Source organism: Bacillus sp. PAMC28571 (assembly GCF_014250435.1).
In the GTDB taxonomy this organism is placed as follows: Bacteria; Bacillota; Bacilli; order Bacillales; family Bacillaceae; genus Bacillus; species Bacillus safensis.
The window spans coordinates 486,796-512,297 of the sequence record NZ_CP060191.1 but is presented as its reverse complement, the minus strand read 5'-3'; the positions used below and the strand labels follow the sequence as shown (position 1 = coordinate 512,297).

Below are 25,502 nucleotides of genomic sequence, written 5' to 3'. Positions count from 1 at the left end.
TATAGGAGAAGAAGGAGGGATATATCATGAAGAAATCAGCAGCTTTTGTCGTGACTGCCTCACTTGCTTCGTCTGCCCTTTTCGGTTTCAGCCCTGCTGTCTCAGCACACGCCATGACCAAACCGGCAGCAGAACAATCCGTTCCTCAAGGTCCAAAAGCCGCGCTTACCAGCATTTATGAGCTGGCACATAAAGGACAAATGCCCTACTATGCTAAAGGATTGAAAATTGGCGTTCAAACCAAAAAAGACGTTCATCATCAGCTCGGAAATCCATATCCAGAAACAGGTCAAAGCAGCTTTGATTTGTATCATGCGGAAATGGGGAATCCCGGATTTGCTTTTCACTATGATGCAAAAGGCAAAATTGATGAAATCCGTTATTTCGGTACAAATGTAGAAAAAGAAACAAATATCGGCGGTATGACCCCTTCGTTACTAAAGAAACAGCTTGGACCAGCGGATTCAGTGAGCACCATTCCGCAGACAAAAGAGAAAAAATATGTGTATCGAACCGGTGATTATGAGCTTGAATTTATCGTTGGACATGATCCTGATATCAGCCAGCATGAACTCACCGTGCTGCATATCAACTTGATAAAAGCCAATTCTTAAATAAAAAAGCATCCTGAGCGTTTACTCAGGATGCTTTTCTTTTATTATGATGCCACTTCTAACTGCGGCTTTCTTTTCAGTTTTCGTTTGAGGACTGGACCTGCTACATAATCAAGACCAAGTTTTCCGGCATTTCCTTTCGCTGCCATGATGAAGACTGCGATCAAAAGAAGTAGCGGGTTCACAGAGACGGTTCCAGCTAGTAAGAAAGAGACATTCATCACGCTTCCAAAAAAGGCTGCCGTTGTTGTAAATAATCCGACAATTAATCCTAGGCCTACTAAGATTTCTCCCCACATGACCATGGCACTAAATAATCCGGCATTCGGCAAAGCGACATTTTCTAAAAACCATACATATAACGGATACACAAGATGACCATCTTTGACGACAGGTTCAGATATCGCAAATTGCAAATAGCCTGATGCATCAAATCCACCTGTTAGTTTTCCAATACCAGATGTCAGCCAAGTCCATCCGATATAAAGTCTTGCTGCCAAAAGGATAACGGCTGCCCATACATTCGTTTGTAAGAATTTTGTAAACATGATGATGCCTCCTTTTAAACTATGTGAAATATTTCACATTTTCTTTATGATCTTATTATACTATGCTATATCTAATTTGTGATCTTTTTCACATATATATTCACAAATTGTTCATGAATATCTAGTTGAGGTAAACTTTTCCCTTGCGAAAACCGTCTAAGTCATTTCAGACCGTAAAAAGGGGTTTAATTTTGTATGAAAACACTATTTCATTTTGCTTATTTACAGGCCATCTCATGTCTATTCCCCGTCATGATCTTTGCGGCGCTTGCCCTATCAAAGACGGTGTCTATTCCTTTTCTTCACCGGTATGATTTCATTCTACTGCTTTGCCTCGCGGCTCAGATCCTGATGCTGACGCTGCGGCTGGAGACTTGGGCGGAGCTAAAGGTCATTTGTCTATTTCATCTCATAGGAATCTGTTTAGAAGTGTATAAAGTACATATGGGCTCTTGGTCCTACCCAGAAGAAGCTTATACAAAAATATTTGGGGTTCCACTTTATAGCGGCTTTATGTATGCGAGTGTGGCTAGTTATATTTATCAGGCATTTTCACGACTTCATGTAAAAGTGGCCGACTGGCCTCATCCATTTCTTTCAATTGGCATCAGTTTGTGCATTTATCTCAATTTCTTTACGCATCACTGGCTCTATGATGTCAGATGGTGGCTGACATGTCTGCTTGTTGTTGTGTTTCGGAAAACATCGGTTTCGTTTCAGGTTGGTCCATCTTCCTTTCGAATGCCGCTTATTGTTTCATTTCTCCTGATTGGCTTTTTTATTTGGATTGCCGAAAATGTCACCACCTTTTTAGGCGCATGGCAATATCCAAATCAGCAGCATGCTTGGTCCATTGTTCATCTAGGGAAAATTAGCTCATGGTTCTTACTCGTTGTGATCAGTATTGTGCTAGTGATCGAACAGCGTAAACAAAAAAACGTTCAGCCCATTTGACCTGGCTGAACGTTTTTTTTAATCTCGATCGACTTCCTTACGGAGATCATCTGCGACAAATTCTACATTCGTTCCAATAATAATTTGTACGGATGTTTTTCCAGAAGTCAGCACCCCTTTGGCACCTGCTTTTTTCAATGTACCTTCATTTAATAAATTAGTATCCTCTACTGTTAAGCGAAGACGTGTGGCACAATGATCAATGTTGGTGATATTGTCTTTGCCGCCAAGCCCCTCTACGAGCATACTCGCCCCACCTGCCGTCACCGCATCATCCGTTGCGATATCTTCCATGTCATCATCTTCCCTGCCTGGTGTTTTCAGCTTTAATAGTTTAATGAGGAAATAGAAAACGACAAAGTACACGACGCCATAAATGATTCCTACTACAAGAAGCAAGATCGGTTTTTGTGCAATACCGAAGCTTAAGACGTAATCAATCGCACCTGCTGAAAAGGCAAAGCCGCTATGAATCCCAAGAGTGTTCACAATAAAAAGCGAAAGCCCCGTCAAAATAGCATGGACACCATATAAAAGTGGTGATAAAAACATAAAAGAAAATTCAATTGGTTCAGTGATCCCTGTTATAAATGATGTAAGTGCCATCCCAATCATCAGACCCGCTGTTGCTTTTCGTTTCTCAGGTTTTGCAGTTACAACCATGGCTAGACATGCCGCTGGCAGACCAAACATCATCACTGGGAAGAATCCAGTCATAAAGACACCTGCACTTGGATCTCCTTTAAAGAATCGCGCTAAATCCCCTGTTGCCCCGCTGAATTCACCGAATTGAAACCAAAATAAGTTATTCAAGACATGGTGAAGTCCTAATGGAATGAGCAATCGGTTAAAGAAACCAAACAGCCCTGCACCTGTTGCACCAAGGCTTAAAATCCATTCTCCTAAATCATTGATTACACTTTGAATCGGCGGCCATACATATCCGAAAACGGCTGCTAATAGAATGGTGAAAAGTGCGGTCATAATAGGCACAAGCCGCCTTCCGCTAAAGAAACCTAAGTATTCCGGCAGTTTCGTATCCTTAAATTTATTGTAAACATAACCTGCCAAAAGCCCGCATAAAATACCGCCCAATACCCCCATATTGTTGGTTGAGTTAATCGACGTTGTACCGGCTGACAAAATAAAATAAGAGATCGCTCCTGATAATGCCGCTGCCCCGTTCCCATCCTTTGAAATTCCAATCGCTACACCCATCGCAAAAATTAAAGCCAAGTTCGCAAAAATTGCATTCCCTGCCGCATGAATAAACGGGATATTGAATACATCCTCCCGCCCAATGGCCAAAATAATCCCTGCTGCTGGAAGTACAGCGATTGGAAGCATAAATGATTTTCCTAGCTTTTGAAAAAACTGAAACACCATCTGATTTCCCCCCTTTGTCATCATCATGACCAAAGCATTCATGATGTTCATAAAAAATATATCATATGCACGTCTAGTTATCTATACCAATTTGTCCACATCCATTTGAATTCCGCTCTTTACTCTTTTTGCGTAAAATGTGGTAAGCTATTGAATAGAATGAAGATATAGAAAGCGGGAATGAACAGTGATTGTCAAACATGATCATGAGTTAGAAGCCTTAAAAAAAGTCGGTCGAATTGTCGCTTTGGCAAGAGAAGAAATGAAAAGCCAAGCGAAACCAGGCATGTCTACAAAAGAATTAGATTTAATTGGGAAAAAAATATTAGAAGAACATGGTGCCAATTCAGCACCTGAAAAGGAATATGACTTCCCTGGTACCACTTGTATCAGCGTGAATGATGAAGTTGCACACGGTATCCCAAGTGAAAAAACCATTTTACAAGAGGGCGACCTCGTGAACATTGATATCTCAGCAGAACTGGACGGCTATTATTCAGATACGGGCATTTCATTTGTTTTAGGTACAGGTGATGCTCGTCTTGAAGCATTATGTAAGTGTGCGGAAGATGCGTTCCTTGAAGGATTAAAGCATGCAAAAGCCGGTAAAAGACAAAACCAAATTGGCCGTGCGGTCTACAATACAGCGAAAGAACAAGGATTTACCGTCATTAAAAACCTGACAGGACACGGCATTGGGAAGAACCTGCATGAAGCACCCAACCATATCTTGAACTACTATGATCCATTCGATAATGCTTTGTTTAAAAATGGCACAGTCATTGCCTTTGAACCTTTCATTTCAACAAATGCTGAATCGATTTATCAGGCTGATGATGGCTGGACATTTAAAACACCAGATAAAAGTCTAGTCGCACAGATTGAACATACGATTGTGATCACAAAAGACGAACCGATTATTTTAACAAAGCTGTAAGCAGCGGGTCCCCTCCTTCACTGAGAGGGGATTTTTTCATGCCCGTTTCACGAATCTGTCACGACTAAACAAAAAAGCCTGTGGTAAAATAGGCAAAGATATGTGAAAGGGGTCTTATTTGATATGTGGTTCATCATCATAGGTGTTATCTTTTTCATCGAAAGTATTATCTTAACGGTTGTAGGGATTAAGAAAAAACAATCCATGATGACCTATCTTGGTGTTGTCATCATGATTATGACGGTCGGCATGATCCTCGTTACCCTCAACCCGCCAAATTCATAAATCAATATTTCCAGCATATACATGGATCATAGGCAGATAGAATCAGTTTTCATTTCTTGACACCTGCACGCTTTTCACGTCCTTTTTTGAGATGTTACAATGCAGGCAGTTTCAATTGAAAGGAGTTTTCTATCATGCATTATGGTAGCAAAGGCTGGTATGTCGAAGAATTAAAGAAGCTTGGTGTGACTAAGCATGAAGGAAGAAAGCTTCAAAGCTTAAAAACATATTTCCTTGCAAATCTTCTTGAGCAAAAGAAACGCAGCTCATAAACGCTGAAAAGCCGTACATCTTAAGATGATGTACGGCTTTTTTTAAATGTGCTGAATTCGTTTTTCTAAAGACTTCCTCACCACATCTGCTAAAGCATCTACTTCAAGAACAGCTTTCAGTCTCTCTGGACTTGTTTGACGATATTTGACTTCGTTGACCTCATGGACCGTAATGTGATGGGACGCTTTTTCTACTAGTACAAGCGATGCATCAGGCGGCACCATGCCTTCTTTCAATACACGTAAATAAAAGCCTGTATACCCTGTTTTTTGCACTTCCTTTACAAGCTTCATGTTGCCATGCTTAAGAGACAATTTCACACAAGGCTGTCTTGGCTGGCTCACCTCAACAAATGCATCTCCAAGCTGAAACACATCGCCAATATGCACATTCGTTTCGACTAGCTGGCGTACTGTTACATTCTCGCCAAAGGCAGCTTCCTGTAATGGTACCCTTAAAAATTGTTCAAAGTGAGCATAATGATCATACGGAAAGACACAGACGGCTTTATCATAACCCCCATGATGAACCAAATCCCCTTGACCATCTCCTTCAAAATTGACCTGACTTAAATACACAGGCTCATGAATGCGCCTTTTGTTGATGGCTGTTTTGATTTCTTTTCCATTCGCATATGTAATGATAGGTTGTCCCACTTGGATTCCTTCTATGTCGTATCTCTTTTGTCCCACGATGGCCATCTCCTTTGGTTGTCTACTGGCCTTTATTTTACATCGTTTGACAAACAAATCATAGTCGAGGCGTGAAGATCAGATGCAGGCTATGGTACGATGTGAAAAAAGGAGAGATGACCATGATTCATTATCACGCCATTATAAAAGGACGTGTGCAAGGAGTCGGCTTTCGTTATTTTGTTCAGGGAGAAGCCGTCAATCGTGGAATGAAAGGCTGGGTACGCAACACAGATGAAGGTCATGTCGAGTTAAAGGTAGAGGGTGAGCAGCAGAAAGTGTTTGATTTCTTAGAGACTGTCCAAAAAGGAAGTCCTTTTTCAAAAGTCACCGACATGCAAATGGAGCCGCTCACCGAGCTTGCTCATTATCAGGATTTTCGAATAAGATCATAAAAAAACCTAGCTCTCGCTAGGCTTTTTCTGTCCTGTGATAGGGCTTGTCCTGATAAAAATAGTTTGGTTTCACAATGGTATTGTCGTAATGCTTGTGGAATATGTGGGTAGCAGCTGGTGATACTGGCGGAATCAGCCATGTCCAGTCCCCAGTCAGCTTGCGGTCAGCCTTTTCTTCCTGCTTTTCAAACTGCTTGAATTGATGTGCTGCTGTATGGTGATCGACAATGGTTACCCCTGCTTCGCGATAAGAATGGAGAACCGCCACGTTCAATTCGACAATGGCTTTATCCTTCCAAAGGGACGCATTCTTGGTTGTGTCCAGTCCTAAAAGAGAAGCGACTTTTTTCAGCATATTGTAGCGGTTTTCATCCGCTAGGTTGCGTGCGCCAATTTCTGTGCCCATATACCAGCCATTAAACGGTGCAGCATTGTAATGAATACCGCCAATCTCTAATTTCATATCAGCAATAATCGGGACCGCATACCATTTTAGTCCCAAATCACGGAATCCATCATATTCAGGATGGGTGATCTCTACCTCTTGGACGATTTCTTTCGGAAGCTCATACAGAACAGGCGGCTGACCTTTTAGCTGAAACATGAGAGGCAGAATATCAAAATGTGTGCCCTCCCCTTTCCAGCCATGTGCTTCACATAATTTTGTTAATTCAAGAGATGCCTCGTCGCCGATGATGCCATATTCCGTTTCATAGCCTGCATAACGAACGAGCTGATGATTATAAATGACGACTTCCTTCTGTCTGTTTTTCTCTGGGGGAAAGATCGTGATGGACGGTTTGATTTTCCCGCCATTTGTCGCATACTCAATATGATGAAAGAGCGCCTCCTTCACCTCATCCTCTGTCTTTACATGCCGGCAGTCATGCACTTGCAGGGTCGACCAAAACAAACGGCCAATGCAGCGGTTACTGTTGCGCCATGCCATTTTCGCCCCGTGAGCTAATTCCTCTAGTGTATGCGTATAAATTCCTTCAGACTCAATTTCTTTTTTTATTTCATGCAGACGTGCTGCTTTCTCTTCATTTGACTTGTTTAATTCTTCATAGCATACAGAAATAAAAGCTTCTGCTTCATTCCACAACGCTTCTTGATTACTCAAACATACTCGCCTCACTTTAATACGAATATATCCATTGTAGCGGTTTCTATTGATAAATTCACTCGTTTCAAACCATTTTTTATCAAATCATCCGACCATTGTCCTTAGATCATAGATGAATCAATACGTTTAAGGGTCTTTTGGAGCCAGCGGACATAGCCTTTTTCCCTTTCGATTGCCCTTGTCAGCACTAAGTAATGCCCAAATTGCGCTGAATGCAGTGATTCAGCAGAAGGGTCTTCCTCTGTCAAAGCGTGCAGCTTTTGTTCCAGCACATCTACTTTCTTGGTGCGCTCTAAAAGTTGATAGGCAAACAGGTCAGCCGCTTCTTCTTTGTCCATGGAGGAGATGAAAAAGGTTTTAAGCATGAATTCATCCTTTGTAGTTTCCGGAATCGGATCTTTTGTTCTTAACCACTGACGCAATTCTTCTTTTCCTGCCTCAGTGATTTGATAGACCTTCTTCTCCAGCTTTTTTCCTTGTATGTGAATATCAAATTCAATAAACCCTTCCTCTGTGAGACGCTTCAGCTCAGGGTAAATCTGACTGTGCTTCGCACTCCAAAACTGTCCAAGGGAATCCTTAAAATGTTTCGTGATATCGTATCCCGTCAGCTCACGCTGATCCAGCAAGCCAAGAATGGCATATTTTAGTACTCTCATGATGGGCCTCCAACGCTTATTCTTTGACAATAGTATACCATAGACTTTAAAATAAACATGTAAATAACAACATGTTTGAAAAAACATCATTCTAATGAAAGAAGGAATAAACATGGATCAATTCGTTGGACTTCATATGATTTATACGTATGAAAATGGCTGGGAATATGAGATTTACATTAAAAACGATCACACCATTGATTACCGCATTCATAGCGGAATGGTTGGAGGACGCTGGGTCCGTGATCAAGAAGTAAATATTGTGAAGCTGACAAAAGGCGTATACAAAGTCTCTTGGACAGAACCAACTGGGACAGACGTCTCTCTGAACTTTATGCCTGAAGAAAAACGCATGCATGGCGTCATCTTCTTCCCGAAATGGGTGCATGAACGTCCAGACATCACCGTCTGCTATCAAAATGACTACATCGATCTCATGAAAGAATCTCGTGAAAAATACGAAACCTATCCAAAATATGTTGTCCCAGAATTTGCGGACATTACGTATATCCATCATGCAGGTGTGAATGACGAAACCATTATCGCAGAAGCACCATATGAAGGCATGACAGATGAAATAAGAGCTGGACGAAAATAAAAAAGCGGCACGCCTAGTGCCGCTTTCAGCGTGTAGACAAACCCTCGCATTCTTTGTCAGTCCTGCGTGCCGGTGCTCACGAATGTACAATTCGCTCCGCTCCGGTACTCGCCCTTCCTAGGGCTGCAAAGGTTTTCTATCACGCTGAAAAGAAGACAAAGGACTAAAATCATTTTAGTCCTTTTTTATTGAATGCCGAGCGTCTTTTGAGGAAGTACGAAACGATAGACTGGCAGTTCATCACCTGTTTTTGAAGCAATAAACCCTGATGACATATAGCTGTCCTTTGATTCTGGTTCAAGGGCAAGTGAGAGCAAATTGGTTTGCGGCTGTGCCGTGACATATACCTTTGTTCCTTTTGGCAGCTGACGTTTCTTGTCAACGAGTTTTGTTTCAAGCTGAATATCTGTTTTGCTCTTTTCCTCTCGCTTTGTCACCTGATAGGCTTGTACCGGCACTTTCATGCCAGCCGGCAATGTGACACTTTTAAATCCTAATGTTCTGAGTTTCTTTTCTACACCTTCATGCCCCGGAAGAATGAGATAAGCTGTCGGCCGTTCTCTTGTTAAGACAGGAACAGCATCGCTCGCACTATGAAAGCGTACAGGAACTTGAGTCGTTTGTCCCTTCTCAATATCAACCATTTCCAGCGAGTCATTGACAGGTGCTTGGAAATCATCTTGAATGACCACTTGATCATCATCATTTGGCTGCAGTCCTTTTTTGACCAGCTTCAGCCGCTCCGTCACCATTTGCCGCTTCACCTGTTTGGCATGTTTCACCGTGGTCTCAATGATTTTTTCATGGGTGGCTACTTGCGCAGCGACGCGGCGGGCAAAATCCTCTCTTCCAATCCCAATCCCTCTGCTTTCTACAAGAAATGACAGGGCTGGCGAAAGTGCAAGGGCATTACGGCCAATTCGCGCATCCGTTCCACCTTCATAGATGTCGATCTTTCCATCCTTTCCTCTTGTGTTTGTATAATACAAATCGTTAGAAAACCCTTTATTCGTCAGCGTTTCACGAACTCCGTTAACGTATAACTCATTTGATGTCAGCCGGATGCTTTCAGGAATGTTTAAATTCTTCCCTGAAAGAATAAGCAAATCATGATATTTGAGAGCGCCTGATGAACCGATATTTTCAAACTGCTTTTGACCCACATCGTATTCATGGGCATCAATAACTACCTCTGGCGCATACCGATTAAATTCTTGATGCAGGGCTGCCAGTTCTGGAGATTCTAATGTCATATGATCACGGTTTCCGTCTAATCCGTTTGCCAGTCTGCGGTCAAACGCATAAGAACCATCAGGATTGATTCTTGGAACAATGATGATATTGACATGATTGAGTATACGCTCTCCTTCTTCACCTGCTAATCGTTTTGCAATGACGAGAGCAGATTCACCGGAGGCTGGTTCATTTCCATGTATTTGTGCTTGGAGCCAGATGGTTGGCTTTTTTGAAAGTGGCGTGATGGAACGATCCTTTGTAAAGTACAGGGCCGGAATGGATCTACCTTCAATGGATGTTCCAATCTGTTTCTGAGTGGCATATGGGCTTTTGCGGACAATGTTTTTTAAGAAAGCTTGAAGCTCTTCTTGTGTCGTAAATGCTTCTCCTTCTTTCTGAAAGGCAGGGGTATCAAACGTCTCGTCAGGCTTAGGGTATAGCTTTTTCACTGAAGCCGGTTGTTCATAATTCTTTCCATAATAAGGGGTTTCTGCATGAGCTGAAGCTGGGCTCACCATCGACAAACTGCCTGCCAAGAGGCATGCAGCAGCAAAAAGAATCGTGCCTTTTCGTTTGGACATGCTATCCTCTCCCTTCGTTGATTTGCATTATAAAGAAAAAAACAGAAAAAGTGTCAGTATTTTTCAAAAATAAACCTTTTGGAGGAACAGGCATATCTTTGTCTAGGGCAAATGAATGGAGCCTGCCCGGCAATATGACCTAAAAAAAGTGCCTGCCCGCAGCAGACACTTTTTTATTTACCAGATGGAAATGGCCCCAATGAGAACCGCCACGACAGTCATAGCGACGACTGCCAGTACCGCCCATTTCATCCCAAATTTCTGATGCTGATCCAGTGATACGCCAACAAGTCCAACAAGTAAATGAGTCGATGGAACAAGTGGACTTAACATATGAATCGGCTGACCAATAATAGAGGCTCTGGCAATCTCAATTTTATCGACACCGTATGCTGCCGCTGTTTCTGATAGGATCGGCAGTACGCCATAAAAGTATGCATCATTCGGCATAAAGAAAGTAAAGATCCCGCTTGTTAATGCGACAATGACTGGAATAAAGCCGCCAAGCTGCTCTGGAATTGCAGATACAATCGAAATCGCCATTTCATCGACCATTTTCGTTCCAGTTAGAATACCTGTAAAAACACCTGCCGCAAAAATCATCGAAGCAATGGCTAAAACGTTTGTTGAGTGAGCGGCAATTCGCTCACGCTGCTGATCTAAGTTCGGATAGTTCACGATAATTGCCACACAGAAAGCAAGAACAAATAGAACAGTTAAGCTGACTTTACCTGATACAAGCAGCAGCACTAATAACAAAGTCAATGCCAGGTTAAACCACCAAAGCTTTGGCCGTTTGATGTCATCTTGCAGTGCCGCTGCCATTTCATTTGCATGAATCGGCTGGTCAAGTTCAATCACACCAAGGCGTTTTCTTTCAGCTTTTCCAAGAAAATAAGCAACAATAATCATACTGAGAACCCCTGCACCAATGACTGGAATCATCGGTCCAAATAAAAGTGAAGGGTCAACGCCAAGTGCACTCGCCGCTCTAGGTGTAGCGCCTCCCCATGGAATTGTATTCATAATCCCCATGCCAACCCCGGCAATACCCGCTAAAATAATTGGACGGATGCCAAGCAGCGTAAATAGTGGAAGCATCGCTGTTGTTGTAATCATATACGTTGTTGTTCCATCACCATCAAGTGCAACAAGCATCGTCAGGACAGCTGTTCCGACCACGATTTTTAATGGATCGCCTTTAACGATTTTTAAAATTTTCGCCACCATTGGATCAAATAAACCCGCATCAATCATAATGCCAAAGTACAAAATCGCAAACATGATCATGACCGCTGTCGGTGCGACTTGCTGCACGCCTTTGACAATCATGTCTGAAATTTCAGTAAAATGAAAACCTGCAATAAGAGCAAATGCAATCGGTGTTAACACCAATGCCGTTAAAACAGACATACGTTTCGTCATAATCAAAACCATAAATACAATCATCATAAGAAATCCTAAGATTGCTAGCATATTGTTCACCCCTTATGTTGTATACGCTTTCATTAATGTGTTGGTATCCCATTTCCAACCCTTTTTGTCATCATATCTGAGGTGAGAATTGAAGTAAATATTATGAATTTTAATTCTTTTTCGGTCGATAAATGCTTTTTGTTCATTTTGTTCAAACATTGAGCTTTTTAATTCCATGAAAAAAACAAAGGGTTTATTTTAGCCCTTTGTTTTCTTTTCAGCGTGATAGAAAACCTTTGAAGTCTAGGAAAGACGAGTACTGGAGCGATATGAGATTGGTGAGCACCGGCACGCAGGAATGCGGGCGAATGCAAGGGTTTGTCTACACGCTGGAAGCGGTCTCACTCGACCGCTTGTTCTCCTTGTATCAATTGCTCATATTGCCTTAATTGATTTTCCATAAAGATCTTTGCCTCTTTGCTGTTCATATAACGACTTGTCCAGCCCTTTTGCTTTAATCGCTTTTTCCAGGACTTCGTTTTCGTCATTTTTTGAAGAAGCTGATCCCATTCACGAATGTCATGCTGACTCATTTGTTTAGGGCCCATCACACCGCGCCAATGGGAAAAGATGAGCGGAATGCCCTGCTCTTTCCATGTCGGCACATCTTCAAATCCATCTAAGCGCTGGCTGGTTGTCGTCGCTACGAGCTTCAGCCTCTTTTTTTCATAATCATGACGAACCTCTGTAATGGTAGTCGTTGCTGCATCCACTTCATGGTTGATGAGCGCCTGAAATAAATCATCTGCACTGTCAAATTTCAAAAATTGAATGCGGTATGGATCAATCCCTGCCATTTCTGCTGCCCGGGCGAATGAGATTTGATCATCATTTCCAAAGTCAGGCGCAAACCCAATTTTTAAGGAATCTGGTTTTTTCTTGAGGGCGTGTAACAGCTCCTTCCCATTTGCAAAAGGAGAATCCATCGGGACTGCGACGACCTGCCACTCTTCTGCAAGGATTGCCAGCGGTGTCACATCATTCATCGTCACGTTACTGCTGCCAAGTAAATTACGGCTTAACAATAAACTTGAATTTAAACTGATATAGTTGGCTTCCCGCTCCATCATGTATGTCCATCCTTTATCCACCGTTCCGCCTCTTTGATAAAGAATGTTCACAGGCCGGTTCACCAGCTTCTCTTGTTCAAGCACTGATTTCATCACCTGAGCCGTTTGGTCAAATCCCCCCTCTGGTACACCCGACACCACAATATATAAGGAGCTTTGCTGCAGGAAAGAGTCTCCGGCTTTTTTTTCATTAAAGGTGAGTGTTATACAAAGGCAGAGCACGATCACAAAAAGTATTCCTTTTTTCATCTTTTAAGACTCCGCTTGTTTGGCAGGGTAATATTTACGTTCAGGTCTGCCAATAATTCCGTATGCAAGCTCTGCCCGGCATTCCCCTGTTGTCACGAGATACTCTACATACCGTCTCGCAGTTGTACGTGATGCGCCCATCTTTTCCCCGAGTTCTTCTGCTGTAATACCGCTATTCTCTGATGCCATCAATGTTTTCACTTTATCCAAGGTCAGTGAATTGATGCCTGTGGGGAGATCTCTGTCATCCCTTTGTTTTGGCTCTTCCTGCATCTGTCCAAAAAACAGATCGATCATCGTTTGATTGACTTCATCCTTTGAATTGATGATGTCTTTCTTCTCTTTATATTCGGTTAAAACTTGTGCAAACTTTTGTGCGGTCACCGGTTTGATTAAATAATGAACCACTCCGTAATGAAGCGCATCTCTTAAAAGCGTCGTTTCCGTTGCAGCCGTGATAATGATCACATCTACTTCAGGACAGCGTTCTCTTAAAAGCGGCAGCAGGTTTGTGCCGAGCTCATCAGGCATATACACATCAAGCAAAATGAGATCCACTTGTTCCCTTTGGAGCGCCTCCCACATATCTTTTGCACTCTTTGCCTTTCCAGCGACCTTAAATCCTTCTATCTTTTGTATATAAGATTCATGAATGGCAGCGATTCGAAAATCATCCTCCGCAATGAGTACCTTAATCACCATCTATTCCCCCTTTGTGCCTTTCGGTATGTATACAGTGAAGATGGCACCGCCTTCTTTTTGGTTCGCAACTTCAATCCAGCCCCCAAGCTCGTCCAATACTTCTTTCACATTCGCAAGCCCATAGCCTCGTCCTTCTCCCTTTGACGAATGGCCTCTTGTGAAAATCTGTGACAGTTCTTCTTCATTCACCCCATCACCTGAATCTGACACTTCTATGATAATATCAAACCCAATATCTGTGATGAACAGGTCTACCTCGCGCTTCTCCTTATTTAATACAGCTTCAAAAGCATTGTCTACGAGATTGCCAATGATGGTGATAAAGTGAGATAAACTTAAATGAGCTGGGAGCGGCTCAAGTGAGCTATTTTCATCAATGTGGAAATGGACTTTCTTCTCAGATGCTTTCCCTAACTTGCCAAGTAAGATGGCTTGTATTTTAGGAGACCGAATCTGCTTCATGAGTAAATCGTGCTGACGGTTTTGCAGATGATATTCTTCTTTAATTAAGTCGATGGCTTCATCGACTTGCTTCAGCTCAAGCAGGCCTAAAATGGCGTACAGCTTATTTGAGAATTCGTGCGTTTGGGCTCTTAGGTCTTCTGAATATTGGCTGACCTCTGTTAATGTATCCAGCAGCTTCGTCAGCTCTGTTTTCTCTCTGAAGCTCACAATCCCTCCGAATACTCGATGATCCTGCATTACTTTTTTCACATTTAAGACATAGGTTTTATCATTGACGACGGTTTCGATGTTAGGTTCAATCGTCTCTGCCTTTAAATAGAGAAGAAGTTTGGCATTTGGCAAGACTTGATCAATATGAAGGGGCAGCTTTGATGAGACGCGCAGCATGTGCTCAGCTGATGTATTCATCATCGTAATCGCGCCTTTCTGGTCAAACGCAATGATCCCTTCTTTTATAGCGAGCAGCATCGCTTCTCTTTCTCGATACAACGAAGCAATTTCATGCGGCTCAAGCCCTAATGTATCTTTGCGAATACTCTTCGTTAAAAAAATCGCACCGAATATGCCCGGCAAGAGCACAAGAAGGGCAATATAGCTAAGCTTTAATAGCTGATGAGCTGTCGCTTGATCAATTTCCTTTTTTAAAAATTCGACGGTGACTGTCCCGATAATTTCTTCATGCCCTTCTGTTTCTTTCATAATGGGCGCACTGCCTCTGACAACGGTTTCACCATTAGAATCATCAGTTGATATGGAAGTTCCTCCAAATAAGAGGGTACTTCTTCCTTCCGATACACTGATGGTTTTTCCTACGTCCTCATGATTCGTATGAACAAGGACCTTTCCTTTTCGATTGGTAATGAAGATGGCATGAGCTCTTACTTGCTCCTTCATTTGCTCAAGCACTGCCTGTTCTTCATTTTGGGACGCTGATAGAGCCACCGATGCTTTAATGGGCGGCATATATGATATCGTTCTAGCGGTCTGCACCGCCAGCTGTTCAGCTTGTGCCTGCCTTTCTGATGTCTGCAAAAAACCAAAACAAATAGTTAATAATGCAATGACAACAAGCAAAAGCCCGATAATTAATCCCAAAATTTTCGTTTGTAAAGTGACTTTCCTTTTGCCCATTCTCACCGCTACAACCCCTAATTCAGTAGATTCACCCGAATAGACTCTAAGAAAATGATATCATTTTTTCTTACTAAGTTAAGAGAAAATTCTTTCAAACAAAAAAGACGACTCAAAATCGAGTCGTCCCTGTATGCCTATTACGTGATCGATAAACCAGCACTCGCATAGCCTGCTACGGTATTCACTAAGGATAGACCTGTAGCTGATGCGGAGAATACAACAAGCAATCGTGTTTCAGGTGTGACTGGTACATTTAGACCAGTCGCAATACCATTTGCAATTGCACCCAGCGTTAAAACACCGGTTAAAGCTGGTGCTAAAGTGACACTCGCTACTTGAGTGAAACTGTTATTTGGTGTTGGTGAAGCAAACAAACTAGCTGTGACCGTAATACTTGTGCCAAGCAAAGAAAGAGCAGCTGTCGTACTGAAATAGCCGGCAAATGATGTGATTGTTCCGGCTCTAGGAACTGAGAACGCCATGTTGAGTAAAGTGCCTGCAGCGCCGGTTAAATCAATCACTCCGCCTAAAATACTGACACCTGTCGCTGAGTTACCAAATCCGATCAAGCTGGATGTTCCAACGAGACCGCCTGCAATTGTTGTCAGGACAGCAGGTGTACCTGAAGCAAACGGAATGATCGCACTCGATCCTGTCACTCCTGTTGGACCGGTGGCGCCTGTTGCTCCTGTACCTGTGACTCCCGTGGCTCCTGTTGCACCGGTTATCCCCGTTGCTCCGGTCACTCCCGTTACGCCTGTTGCACCGGTTACCCCCGTGGCTCCGGTCACTCCCGTGGCTCCGGTGACTCCAGTTAATCCAGTTGCTCCGGTGGCTCCGGTTAGACCTGTGGCTCCGGTGGCTCCTGTTAATCCAGTTGCTCCGGTTGCGCCGGTTAAGCCTGTGGCTCCTGTGACACCGGTGACTCCTGTTAATCCAGTTGTGCCGGTCTCTCCCGTGGCTCCTGTCACTCCTGTCGCTCCGGTTACTCCAGTTGCACCGGTCTCTCCCGTGGCTCCTGTCACTCCTGTAGCTCCGGTGACTCCGGTTTCTCCCGTGGCTCCGGTTAATCCAGTTGCTCCGGTGAGACCTGTAGCTCCTGTGACTCCAGTCGCACCGGTTGCTCCTGTATCTCCAGTTGCACCCGTATCTCCTGTTACCCCGGTTGCTCCAGTTACTCCTGTGACGCCGGTTACTCCTGTGACGCCGGTTGCTCCTGTCGCTCCCGTGACACCTGTCGCGCCTGCGGCTGCTAATAACGTATAGTCTGGAGAAGTATCCGGTGTGCCTGTTGGCGGCGCTGTATTGACCAGATATGTTCCTCCTTCATATGTCACTACTTGACCTACTGGATAGGTTGGCGCTACTGCTGGATCAAACGCTGCGACTCCGGATAAACCGACTCCCGTCGCTCCGGTTACTCCTGTTGCCCCTGTTTCACCAGTTACCCCAGTTGCACCTGTTGGTCCTGTGACGCCGGTTGCACCAGTTTCTCCTGTCGCTCCTGTGATCCCTGTTGCTCCTGTGCCAGTAGCTCCGGTTGGGCCAATTTCCCCGGTCGCTCCCGTAACACCAGTGGCTCCGGTTGGGCCAATTTCTCCCGTAACTCCAGTGGCTCCGGTAGCTCCGGTTGGGCCAACTTCCCCGGTTGGTCCTGTCACTCCTGTTGCGCCGGTGGAACCCGTGACTCCTGTACCGGTTGCACCCGTAACGCCAGTCGCTCCTGCAGCGGCCAATAACGTATAATCTGGTGACGTATCAGGTGTACCTGTTGGCGGCGCCGTATTGACGAGGTAAGTTCCTCCTTCATATGTCACCACTTGACCTACTGGATATGTCGGCGCTGCCGCTGGATCAAACGCTGTGACGCCGGCTAGACCTACTCCCGTCGCTCCTGTAATCCCTGTGGCACCGGTTGCTCCCGTATTACCAGTTGCTCCTGTTGCACCGGTAGTACCCGTTGCTCCTGTGACTCCTGTGCCAGTAGTTCCGGTTGGGCCAATTTCTCCCGTCGCTCCCGTAACACCAGTAGTTCCGGTTGGGCCAATTTCTCCCGTCGCTCCCGTAACACCAGTGGCTCCGGTTGGGCCAATTTCTCCTGTTGCTCCCGTGACGCCGGTGGCTCCTGTATCTCCAGTTGCACCGGTTGCACCCGTGACGCCGGTGGCTCCGGTTGGACCAATTTCTCCTGTTGCACCCGTGACGCCGGTTGCTCCCGTTGCTCCTGTTGCACCCGTACCGGTAGCGCCTGTAACGCCAGTCGCGCCTACAGCGGCTAATAACGTATAATCTGGTGATGTATCTGGTGTACCTGTTGGCGGCGCCGTATTGACGAGGTAAGTTCCTCCTTCATATGTCACCACTTGCCCCAATGGATATCCTGGTGCTGCTGCAGCATCATACGGTACAACCCCAGTTAAACCCACACCGGTGGCTCCTGTGGCTCCCGTTGGACCTGGATCTCCTGTGACACCTGTTGGCCCTGTACCTGTTTCCCCCGCTGCAGCTAATAATGTATAATCTGCCGACGTATCCGGTGTACCTAATGGCGGTACTGAATTGACGACGTACGTACTGCCATCGTATGTCACCACTTGCCCTACTGGGTAGGTTGGTGCTACTGCTGGATCAAATACCAAGATGCCTGTTAAACCTACGCCTGTTGGACCGATTGGACCTGCTGGACCTGCTGGGCCTGCCGGACCCGCTGGACCCACTGCACCCGCTGGACCTGCTGGGCCTCTTCTTCCTCTCCCGCCTGGCGGACCTTGAATCACACAAACACAAGGATCTTTTCCGCAGCAAGGATTTTTCACTGGTTTCCTTGGCTTTTCTGATATCCCTTTTTTACAACTATCACATTCCCAGCCATCATCCTTATACGCATCATACCAGCTTCCTTTTTGGTAGTGGTCTGTCGAATGAGTTGGATATGTCTTACCACATTGCCTACATCTTTTCATGGAATCACCCCCATCCATCGTATTCATCATGACTGGGAAAGGTGTATGTACACTTTTATTTTTTTAAAATAATCAAAAGACCTTGCACTTTATGCACAAGGTCCTTCTTTCATTAAAGTCTCATCGTCATTTTCAAATCTTTTCCTACCATACTATAATCCATATCTACCGGCCGGATGGCTTCTTTTAATGTTTTCGTACCTTCTCCTTCAAAGAAAGTAGGTGCATCTTTCCCCCCAATTAATAATGGTGCCATATAAATAATGACTTCGTTCACAAGGGACGCTTCTAAAAAGGATGCGCTCACACTGCCTCCCGCCTCTACAAGCACCGACATCACAGAGCGCCTTTTCAGCATACGTAACACCGCATGAAGATCTGTCCGATTTTCTCCGCTTGTGACAAACACTTGATGTCCTTTTTGCACCAGTTGATGGTATTTTTTTTGATCGTACTTGTTTGAGGTACAAATGATGGTTTCTGCCATATGATCATTTAAACATTTCGCATGAAGAGGAATCCTTAAGGTGGAATCTAAAATGACACGAATGGGCTGTGTCACGAATGAATCTTTTACAATAAGACCTGCATCATCTTGAATAATGGTTTCGACGCCTGTTATGACAGCATCTGCTTCTTGACGTAATTGCTGCACTTCATTCCTCGCTTCTGTCCCTGTAATCCATTTGCTTTCTTGATGAGCTGTTGCAATTTTCCCATCTAATGAAATGGCTGTTTTTAATATGACATACGGGAGGTCTGATTGTATCGAATGAAAAAAAGGAAGATTTAAGCTGTCCGCTTCCCGCTTACATATCCCTTCTTCTACTTCTATCCCTGCTTGTTTCAACATCGTGACCCCTTTACCTGCTACAAGTGGATTTGGGTCCCCAGTGGCAATGACCACACGTTTCACCCCGCTCTTTATAATGGCTTCTGAGCAAGGACCTGTTTTTCCATGATGCGAACAAGGTTCGAGCGTCACATACATATGAGCCCCCTTCGCCTTATCTCCTGCCATTTGCAGCGCATGAATTTCAGCATGCGGCTCGCCCGCCTTCATGTGAGCACCAATTCCAACGATCTCTCCTTTTTTGACTACCACTGCCCCGACAAGCGGATTTGGCGAGGTTTGTCCTTTCATGGCCTTTGCGTTGGCAATCGCTAGCTTCATATAAAAAACATCGTCTTTCATGTAAGTCTCCTTTCCTCTCTTTCAAGGGAAAGAACTCCTTCAGGGAATGAAGGAGTTCTATTCTCATGTGCTATATTTTTTCCATCCGTTTCTTTTCAGATCGATCATAGTAAGGCAAGGAATAAAAAAGTTTATAAGATGCTCGTTGTTTACAAAAACAGCATTTGCGACATTCATATTTATTAATGAGGAGCACATGCGGACAATTGAGTACAGACAGACCTTTTTTCATATGTTCCTTGCAAACACTTATCATGAGAATCCCCCGCTTACATTCTTTTTCTTAATGAGAGATTACTTCTTTCGGAAATTGTTCAAATAAGCGTAATACTTCGGTATGCGTCCCATCTTCTCGAACGTGATAAATCCCGCCGTCATATGAGCTTGCATATACATCATTGCCTAATTGTCTGATGGCACTAATCCCATTTTGGGCAATTCTAATTGGGCCGGTGTTGACATCCAGCTCTGGATTCCACACAACGATATAGCCCCAATAATCACCGCTTACAATATAGCCTGAGTCTGTGACTGTGACCGATTTAATCGAATACTGGTGTTCGTTATGCTGGTCTAAAATTCTTCCTGTATGCAAATCAAACAATCTCACATTCTTGTCGCGGCTGACAATGGCGATACGGTCTCGTTTACTATCAATAAAGACATCATTTAACAGCTCTGTCGCACCAATGTATTCCGCTTTTAAGGACAAACTCTTTTTATCTAAAAGACAGATGGTTCCTTCAACTGCTGCTGTGATGATAAGATCTCCTTCTACCTTTAATGCTTTAACTGCACAATCGTGTGCTTTGGAACGGCCGATTTCTTTTAAGTGTTCTGTCGAAATGACATGGACATAACCGCCGTAAGTTCCAATATAAAATTGACGATCCTCCTCGTGAAAATACACGCTGTTGACCGGACCTGTGTTAAGATCAAACGAAACCATTTGCTGTAATGACTCATGAACAATATGCACTTGACTTGCATGGTCTCCCCACGCATAATAGCTTCCATCCCGTGCAACAGCTACTCCATTTGTTAAAACGCCCGTCGATTTGGCAATTTCAATCCCATTTTTTCTGAATTTTCCATCATCTGATGCGGTAATAATATCACCCGCATCAGTCAGCGCAATATCATTGATAGATGGTGTCGCCATTTCGATCTCATCTGATATGACTTTGCCCTTTTCGATCGACCATTCACAATATGTTTTTCCAAAGCTGGCTCCTAGTATTGACTTCTCATCCTCTGTCCAGACAAGCGAGCGCTCCCACTGATATTTATGAGGCAGCAGTGTATCGACTAAATCACCTGTTTCATAATTCCACAGCTTAATTAAATGGTCGTAGCCTGCTGTCAGCAAGTAATTGCCGCTTGGAGAAAAATTCACGCGCTTGACGCCCTGTAAATGGGCTTTGATGATTTTCTTCTCCTGTAAAGTCGCTGCATCGTAAATAATAACGGTGCCATCATCTCTGCCAAGTGCGAATACTTCTTTTTGATTGCTGCCGCTGATTGTATCGAGCTCATAATCAAACGGGCCGATTTCCCCTACAATTTCTCCGGTTTCATACAGCCATACAAGGACATATCCATCATCACCTGTTGTATAAGCTTTATCACCATGTATCCATACAGCTAATACATCTTTGCTATGGCCATGGAATTCTCTTAAAATAGCACCCGTTTCGATATCCCAGACTAAGCATCTTCTATCTCTGGACACGGATACAAGCAAAGTATCCTGCTTCGCAAAAGCGACGGCTTCTACATCATCTGCATGACCAAACAACGTGCGGATTCGGGTATTTGTGCCTGTATCATACAATTGAATCGTATAGTCTGACGATGCACTCGCTAAATACTTTCCGTTTTCAGAAAGAGATAAAGAGTTAATGATATGCTCGTGACTGCCAATAAACGTTCCTTCTCCCGTCGCCCGGTTCCACTGATAAATACAGCGGTCATAGCCGCCAGTGTAAACAATTTGGTCGTGCTGAGTTGATAAAACAGATGTAATTGGTCCTCTATGCATAGTTTTACACTCCCACCTTTATATGTTGTTTTTGACGAGTCACTAAACGAAAACCAGTAAATCGAAAAACGGGATCTGGGTGCTTCCCGTGTCTTCTTGCGACTCTGCATAAATCTCCACCTCTTGCGAAAGAGCCGCCTTTTAAAATATAGTAATCATTTCCGAGTGTTTCCGTTAAATCATCGACGACCTCGATGCCGCCTTCATAAACGTGATATTTGGTGTTGACCCATTCCTCGACGTTGCCCCCCATATCATAAAGACCAAATAAGGATCGGCCCTTTTCGTAATGACGGACAGGCGTCGTTTTTTCAATATTTGATTCGTGCGTATTGCAGTAAGAAGGATCAAACTCATCTCCCCACGGGTATTGATTTCTCGTGTTTCCCCGGGCAGCATACTCCCATTCTTCTTCAGTAGGAATCGAAACATCAATCCCAAGTTTCCCGCTCAGCCACTGACAGAACGAGAAGGCATCCTCAATGTCCATGCCCCAAGCTGGATGATCTTTTCCCCCGCCAAGCTCTTCGTTCGTTAAACTCTCCGGGTATGTCTGGCCTGTTTCATCACAATAGCTTTGATACAGTTCATTGCTGACGACCGTATCTGAGATAAAAAATTCGTTGATATACGGCTGATAGGATGGAAATTCTTTGTACAGCCACTTTTGAAATTTTTTCTCACGGCCGTAGGTTGGATTGAGCAGCTTGTCCTTCCAGAATTCTGCTGCCTTTTTCATATCTTCTTCATTACTTCCAATCGTTGCATAGCCGCTTGGGATTTGAATCCAATTGATATCAGGTTTCACGCTTTTCTCCCGCCTTCTTTCAATATACTCGTCTATTGATTAATTAATTTCTTCTCATCGACCATATGCCCTGAGGCTGCTTTTGCCTTTAAATAGGCTTCATTGTAGAGAGAGGCTTCGACCGTATGATCAAACCGCAAAACAGGAAGACCATAAGCTGCAATAGAATCGACTTTATCTGGATTGTTCGTTAGTAAATGCAATGGTTTCCCTTTGTTTAAATAGTGCAAAACAGCTGCTGCTTCCTCGTAATGCCGATCATCATCCCCGCAGCCGATCAGGCGGTTGGCTTCAAAAGTATCCAGCTGCATCTCCTGTAATTTATACGTCAACGCTTTTGCCATCAGCCCAATAGACCGACCTTCTTGATTGGCCATATACACAAGCATGCCTTTTCCGTAATCAGTGATTTTCTTCAGCGATAATGCAAGCTGTGGACCACAATCACATTTCAGTGACCCAAACACATCCCCTGTTTGGCAGACACTATGGATTCGCACAAGCGGCGGCCGTTCATTTTCAAAGTCGCCAAATAAGAGACAAGAGGAAAAGGTTTGCTGCGCGGTACTCATTTGGACAATAGATTCGATCGTTGGTTTTGTATCCCGTTCAACAGGTGCGAAGGCATACCACTTAAATGGCACTTCTTCATGTTGAATGGAAATTGGCAGATTCACAGGCCCCACGAGCAAATAGTGTTTATCTTGAAAGGTAAAATGATGAATCATTGATTGTAATTCATCTACAAACTTGTTCATTAGTCTCCCCCCTATTCATCACTGCACCCAAATCGAATCCCACAGCGCAGTGATGGAGTGATGAATATGTGTACGCACTCCTCAGCTTGTGTGCTCACGCAGAAGGAAATGGATGTGCGATGTCTCTCATCGCTTTAGACCTTGTCCTTTTCCAGTACAAAGGAGCAGAAATTTTGGTTCATATGCTTTATTTCTGTCAGAGCAGCAAACGCTCTTGTTTGGCAGACTCTCTTTCTTCCCATGAACTCCTCTGCTAGCTTTGAATCACTCACCTTTGTACTAGATTTTGACGGCAATGACATGGTGCTGGCTTATTCCAGCCTTCGCTTGTAACGGTGATATGGATACAAGCTCAAGGCCTGATGTACAAATTTTTTCGCCAAGCTGAGAATCTGAAAATGAAAAATGGAAACGGCCATCTTCTCCGATTAATCCTGTTTTCCACTGTTCTCCCCAGACAACAAGTGAAAAGACACCGCCTTCATGAAGTAAAGAAGAGACCTGTTTTAAATAACGTTCATGATCATCAGGATGTTGATGATGAAAGCAGCCATGATCTAAAATTAAATCAAACTGCATCCCGCGTCCCTGATCCATGGACCATGACATAAAATCTTGATGAACAAAATGAACAGGAACTGTTTCTCTTTTCTGTAACCCTTCCCACTCCTCATGCTCATACAGGTCGATACCGACATATGCGGAAAGCCCGCTTAAATGTTCTAGTGCACGGCCGTTGCCGCACCCGATATCCAGCACAGAAGCAAGTGCATTCTTTTCCCTTGAACGCCATGCCTTTAATGACATCACTGCTGCGTCTGTTAAGGATGGATCAGTAGACCACATATCTGTTCTTTGCTCATAATGCTCTTGGAATGCCATGCGCATCTTTTCTAAATACAATCCACTGTCTTCATGGTACAAAGCCTTTTTCATCATGAAACCTCCTTCAATTCACAATCTTCTTTTCGGGCAAAGGTGGTTTTCAAGCCAAAAACCTTATGTTAAAATGAAAGATGGATTTTTTAGGAAAATCTGTTTTTCTGAAAAAGGAGAGAAGCACCCCACATGTTCACTCTTCTTTTTCAGCATTCATCCTCATATGCAGCCATTCGAAGGCCGCATCGCCTCAGCTTGTTCTCTCTTTTTTTCATATGAGTTCACCTCCTTTACCGTTCGATCAACTCACATTTCTTATTGAAACCGCTTTCTCTTTTTTATAAGGACTTAACGTCTTTTGAACAATCTCTTACACTGTGCTTTTAGTAGAAAGATCAATCTACTGTTTAGAATGGCGATCATTTTTTCTTCAAGTAAACGACGATTTGTTCAGTTCTAGTAGACATTTTTATATCTAAGAGGCGCTTACGCTTTGGTTCTTGCCACCCCCTTTCACTAGATTATGCTTCGAATAAACCCGCCGGAAATTTAACAACTAATTCCATAATGACTGGATTAAGCCAAATATATTGTTTTTAGTTTATTTTGTCAACAAATTATTTCCTAAACATTAAAATGAATTTTCTAATTGAAAATACAGGTAGTTTTCGTGGTTTTTTGACCTTAAAACACTTATTTCTACACAAAAATACAACTTAAACCAATAGAACTAAGAAATTTATCTACTAAATTACACAAGTTTTTTATTTAATTTTAAATCAAAATAGAAAGATACAATAATTATTTCCCGAATGATTTTTTGTGATATTTCGACTATTTTTTCTGATTCTTCATGATTTTCATTGGTATAACGGCATTTTCAATTAGAGAGTTTACTATTTATTCCATACTTCTGTATTTACTTATTATCGTAAAAAAGATATATGTCTCTCTTTCAGACATGGAAGCATGAAAAAAAGCCCCTTACAAAAGTAAGAGGCTTTTTCGGTTGGCGATTACGCCCAGTTTTTCACTTTTTCATGATCTGTGACAAAGAGAAGGACTTTCCCTTCGTCTAAATGTTCTTCAAATGTCTCAGCTTCTTCTTTTGAGAAACCAATTTCATGAATTTTATTGCGGAGCTCATCGCCCTTTTTACTAAAGATGTTCCCAACCGCATGTTTGAGTCCAACTTCTCTTGAGCCAATCGTATTGGCATCTGCATTATTTGCAATACGCTCTGTTCGATCATCGTCATGGGACAGAACATAAATGTCCTCTCTTGCAACACCGAGTGCCTTTAATTGCTCTACATCTTTTTGAAGTGTTTCATCATTTGAATACTCTCTTACAACAGGTTTCATTTTATATTCCTCCTTTAACGTCTTACGAATCTTTTACCCGTCACTTTTGACATTAAACCTTCCACGAGCACATCCAATTTGCTTGATCGACGTACCATGTCTATCGACTTATTT

At 43.4% G+C, this 25,502-nt stretch carries 24 protein-coding genes; 7 read left to right on the top strand and 17 right to left on the bottom strand.

What is annotated here, in order from left to right:
* The first annotated feature begins 26 nt into the window (after window positions 1–26).
* Window positions 27–614, top strand: coding sequence for a YjgB family protein (locus H7F25_RS02190; RefSeq protein ID WP_103132783.1), 588 nt, complete (start codon window positions 27–29; stop codon window positions 612–614).
* 44 nt (window positions 615–658) lie between these two features.
* Here the strand turns inward: H7F25_RS02190 and H7F25_RS02185 are convergent, their stop codons facing one another.
* Entirely contained in the window at window positions 659–1,162 is a 504-nt protein-coding gene (locus H7F25_RS02185; RefSeq protein WP_024424614.1) for a DoxX family protein, read from the bottom strand.
* A gap of 195 nt (window positions 1,163–1,357) precedes the next feature.
* On the opposite strand from H7F25_RS02185, the gene H7F25_RS02180 reads away from it, so the two are divergent.
* A complete protein-coding gene (locus tag H7F25_RS02180; protein WP_044335436.1) occupies window positions 1,358–2,116 on the top strand; it encodes a DUF817 domain-containing protein in 759 nt (252 codons plus the stop codon).
* Window positions 2,117–2,134: 18 nt separating this feature from the next.
* Here the strand turns inward: H7F25_RS02180 and nagE are convergent, their stop codons facing one another.
* Window positions 2,135–3,502, bottom strand: coding sequence for an N-acetylglucosamine-specific PTS transporter subunit IIBC (nagE, locus tag H7F25_RS02175; RefSeq protein ID WP_042968202.1), 1,368 nt, complete (start codon window positions 3,500–3,502; stop codon window positions 2,135–2,137).
* 187 nt (window positions 3,503–3,689) lie between these two features.
* Between nagE and map the strand changes: the two genes are divergently transcribed.
* The 3 genes from map to H7F25_RS02160 all read left to right on the top strand — a co-directional run bounded on the left by map (window position 3,690) and on the right by H7F25_RS02160 (window position 4,996).
* Window positions 3,690–4,439 carry a type I methionyl aminopeptidase gene (gene map / locus H7F25_RS02170; protein WP_024424611.1) on the top strand — a complete coding sequence of 250 codons (750 nt, stop codon included), beginning with the start codon at window positions 3,690–3,692 and terminating at the stop codon, window positions 4,437–4,439.
* Between the two features lie 123 nt (window positions 4,440–4,562).
* Entirely contained in the window at window positions 4,563–4,724 is a 162-nt protein-coding gene (locus tag H7F25_RS02165; protein WP_087978305.1) for a hypothetical protein, read from the top strand.
* Window positions 4,725–4,858: 134 nt separating this feature from the next.
* Window positions 4,859–4,996, top strand: coding sequence for a YflJ family protein (locus H7F25_RS02160; protein ID WP_064497716.1), 138 nt, complete (start codon window positions 4,859–4,861; stop codon window positions 4,994–4,996).
* A gap of 42 nt (window positions 4,997–5,038) precedes the next feature.
* On the opposite strand, the gene H7F25_RS02155 is transcribed toward H7F25_RS02160, so the two are convergent.
* Window positions 5,039–5,689 carry an MOSC domain-containing protein gene (locus H7F25_RS02155; RefSeq protein ID WP_133744862.1) on the bottom strand — a complete coding sequence of 217 codons (651 nt, stop codon included), beginning with the start codon at window positions 5,687–5,689 and terminating at the stop codon, window positions 5,039–5,041.
* Window positions 5,690–5,811: 122 nt separating this feature from the next.
* Between H7F25_RS02155 and H7F25_RS02150 the strand changes: the two genes are divergently transcribed.
* Window positions 5,812–6,084: an acylphosphatase gene (locus H7F25_RS02150; protein WP_044335439.1), complete on the top strand. Its 273-nt coding sequence runs from the start codon at window positions 5,812–5,814 to the stop codon at window positions 6,082–6,084.
* A gap of 16 nt (window positions 6,085–6,100) precedes the next feature.
* Here H7F25_RS02150 and H7F25_RS02145 read toward each other — a convergent pair whose 3' ends face one another.
* Both H7F25_RS02145 and H7F25_RS02140 read right to left on the bottom strand, forming a co-directional pair.
* Complete coding sequence (locus H7F25_RS02145) at window positions 6,101–7,207, bottom strand: nitric oxide synthase oxygenase (RefSeq protein WP_044335441.1); 1,107 nt, start codon at window positions 7,205–7,207, stop codon at window positions 6,101–6,103.
* 104 nt (window positions 7,208–7,311) lie between these two features.
* Window positions 7,312–7,869: a PadR family transcriptional regulator gene (locus tag H7F25_RS02140; protein ID WP_044335443.1), complete on the bottom strand. Its 558-nt coding sequence runs from the start codon at window positions 7,867–7,869 to the stop codon at window positions 7,312–7,314.
* A gap of 112 nt (window positions 7,870–7,981) precedes the next feature.
* On the opposite strand from H7F25_RS02140, the gene H7F25_RS02135 reads away from it, so the two are divergent.
* Window positions 7,982–8,467 carry a phenolic acid decarboxylase gene (locus tag H7F25_RS02135; protein ID WP_008341777.1) on the top strand — a complete coding sequence of 162 codons (486 nt, stop codon included), beginning with the start codon at window positions 7,982–7,984 and terminating at the stop codon, window positions 8,465–8,467.
* Window positions 8,468–8,652: 185 nt separating this feature from the next.
* Here the strand turns inward: H7F25_RS02135 and H7F25_RS02130 are convergent, their stop codons facing one another.
* The 12 genes from H7F25_RS02130 to H7F25_RS02075 all read right to left on the bottom strand — a co-directional run bounded on the left by H7F25_RS02130 (window position 8,653) and on the right by H7F25_RS02075 (window position 25,388).
* A complete protein-coding gene (locus H7F25_RS02130; RefSeq protein WP_044335446.1) occupies window positions 8,653–10,284 on the bottom strand; it encodes a M14 family metallopeptidase in 1,632 nt (543 codons plus the stop codon).
* A gap of 177 nt (window positions 10,285–10,461) precedes the next feature.
* On the bottom strand, window positions 10,462–11,760 hold the full coding sequence (locus tag H7F25_RS02125) for an Mg(2+)/citrate complex secondary transporter CitM (RefSeq protein ID WP_024426631.1): 1,299 nt from the start codon (window positions 11,758–11,760) through the stop codon (window positions 10,462–10,464).
* Window positions 11,761–12,101: 341 nt separating this feature from the next.
* Window positions 12,102–13,079 (bottom strand): tripartite tricarboxylate transporter substrate-binding protein, encoded by a 978-nt coding sequence (locus tag H7F25_RS02120; protein ID WP_024426632.1) that lies wholly within the window; start codon window positions 13,077–13,079, stop codon window positions 12,102–12,104.
* Between the two features lie 3 nt (window positions 13,080–13,082).
* Window positions 13,083–13,778, bottom strand: coding sequence for a response regulator (locus H7F25_RS02115; RefSeq protein WP_025092679.1), 696 nt, complete (start codon window positions 13,776–13,778; stop codon window positions 13,083–13,085).
* A gap of 3 nt (window positions 13,779–13,781) precedes the next feature.
* On the bottom strand, window positions 13,782–15,377 hold the full coding sequence (locus H7F25_RS02110; protein ID WP_044335448.1) for a sensor histidine kinase: 1,596 nt from the start codon (window positions 15,375–15,377) through the stop codon (window positions 13,782–13,784).
* Between the two features lie 140 nt (window positions 15,378–15,517).
* Window positions 15,518–18,343, bottom strand: coding sequence for an exosporium glycoprotein BclB-related protein (locus H7F25_RS02105; RefSeq protein WP_080780854.1), 2,826 nt, complete (start codon window positions 18,341–18,343; stop codon window positions 15,518–15,520).
* Between the two features lie 112 nt (window positions 18,344–18,455).
* The gene (gene ribD / locus H7F25_RS02100; RefSeq protein WP_056767639.1) at window positions 18,456–19,538 is read right to left on the bottom strand and encodes a bifunctional diaminohydroxyphosphoribosylaminopyrimidine deaminase/5-amino-6-(5-phosphoribosylamino)uracil reductase RibD; all 1,083 of its coding nucleotides are present in this window, start codon (window positions 19,536–19,538) and stop codon (window positions 18,456–18,458) included.
* Between the two features lie 283 nt (window positions 19,539–19,821).
* Entirely contained in the window at window positions 19,822–21,579 is a 1,758-nt protein-coding gene (locus tag H7F25_RS02095) for a WD40 repeat domain-containing protein (RefSeq protein ID WP_044335453.1), read from the bottom strand.
* Between the two features lie 4 nt (window positions 21,580–21,583).
* Window positions 21,584–22,387 carry a formylglycine-generating enzyme family protein gene (locus H7F25_RS02090; RefSeq protein ID WP_044335455.1) on the bottom strand — a complete coding sequence of 268 codons (804 nt, stop codon included), beginning with the start codon at window positions 22,385–22,387 and terminating at the stop codon, window positions 21,584–21,586.
* Window positions 22,388–22,419: 32 nt separating this feature from the next.
* Window positions 22,420–23,145, bottom strand: coding sequence for a GTP cyclohydrolase II (locus tag H7F25_RS02085; RefSeq protein ID WP_024424596.1), 726 nt, complete (start codon window positions 23,143–23,145; stop codon window positions 22,420–22,422).
* A 279-nt stretch (window positions 23,146–23,424) separates the two neighbouring features.
* Complete coding sequence (locus tag H7F25_RS02080; protein ID WP_024424594.1) at window positions 23,425–24,081, bottom strand: class I SAM-dependent methyltransferase; 657 nt, start codon at window positions 24,079–24,081, stop codon at window positions 23,425–23,427.
* Window positions 24,082–25,040: 959 nt separating this feature from the next.
* Window positions 25,041–25,388 (bottom strand): YflT domain-containing protein, encoded by a 348-nt coding sequence (locus H7F25_RS02075; RefSeq protein WP_034282732.1) that lies wholly within the window; start codon window positions 25,386–25,388, stop codon window positions 25,041–25,043.
* Between the last annotated feature and the right edge of the window lie 114 nt (window positions 25,389–25,502).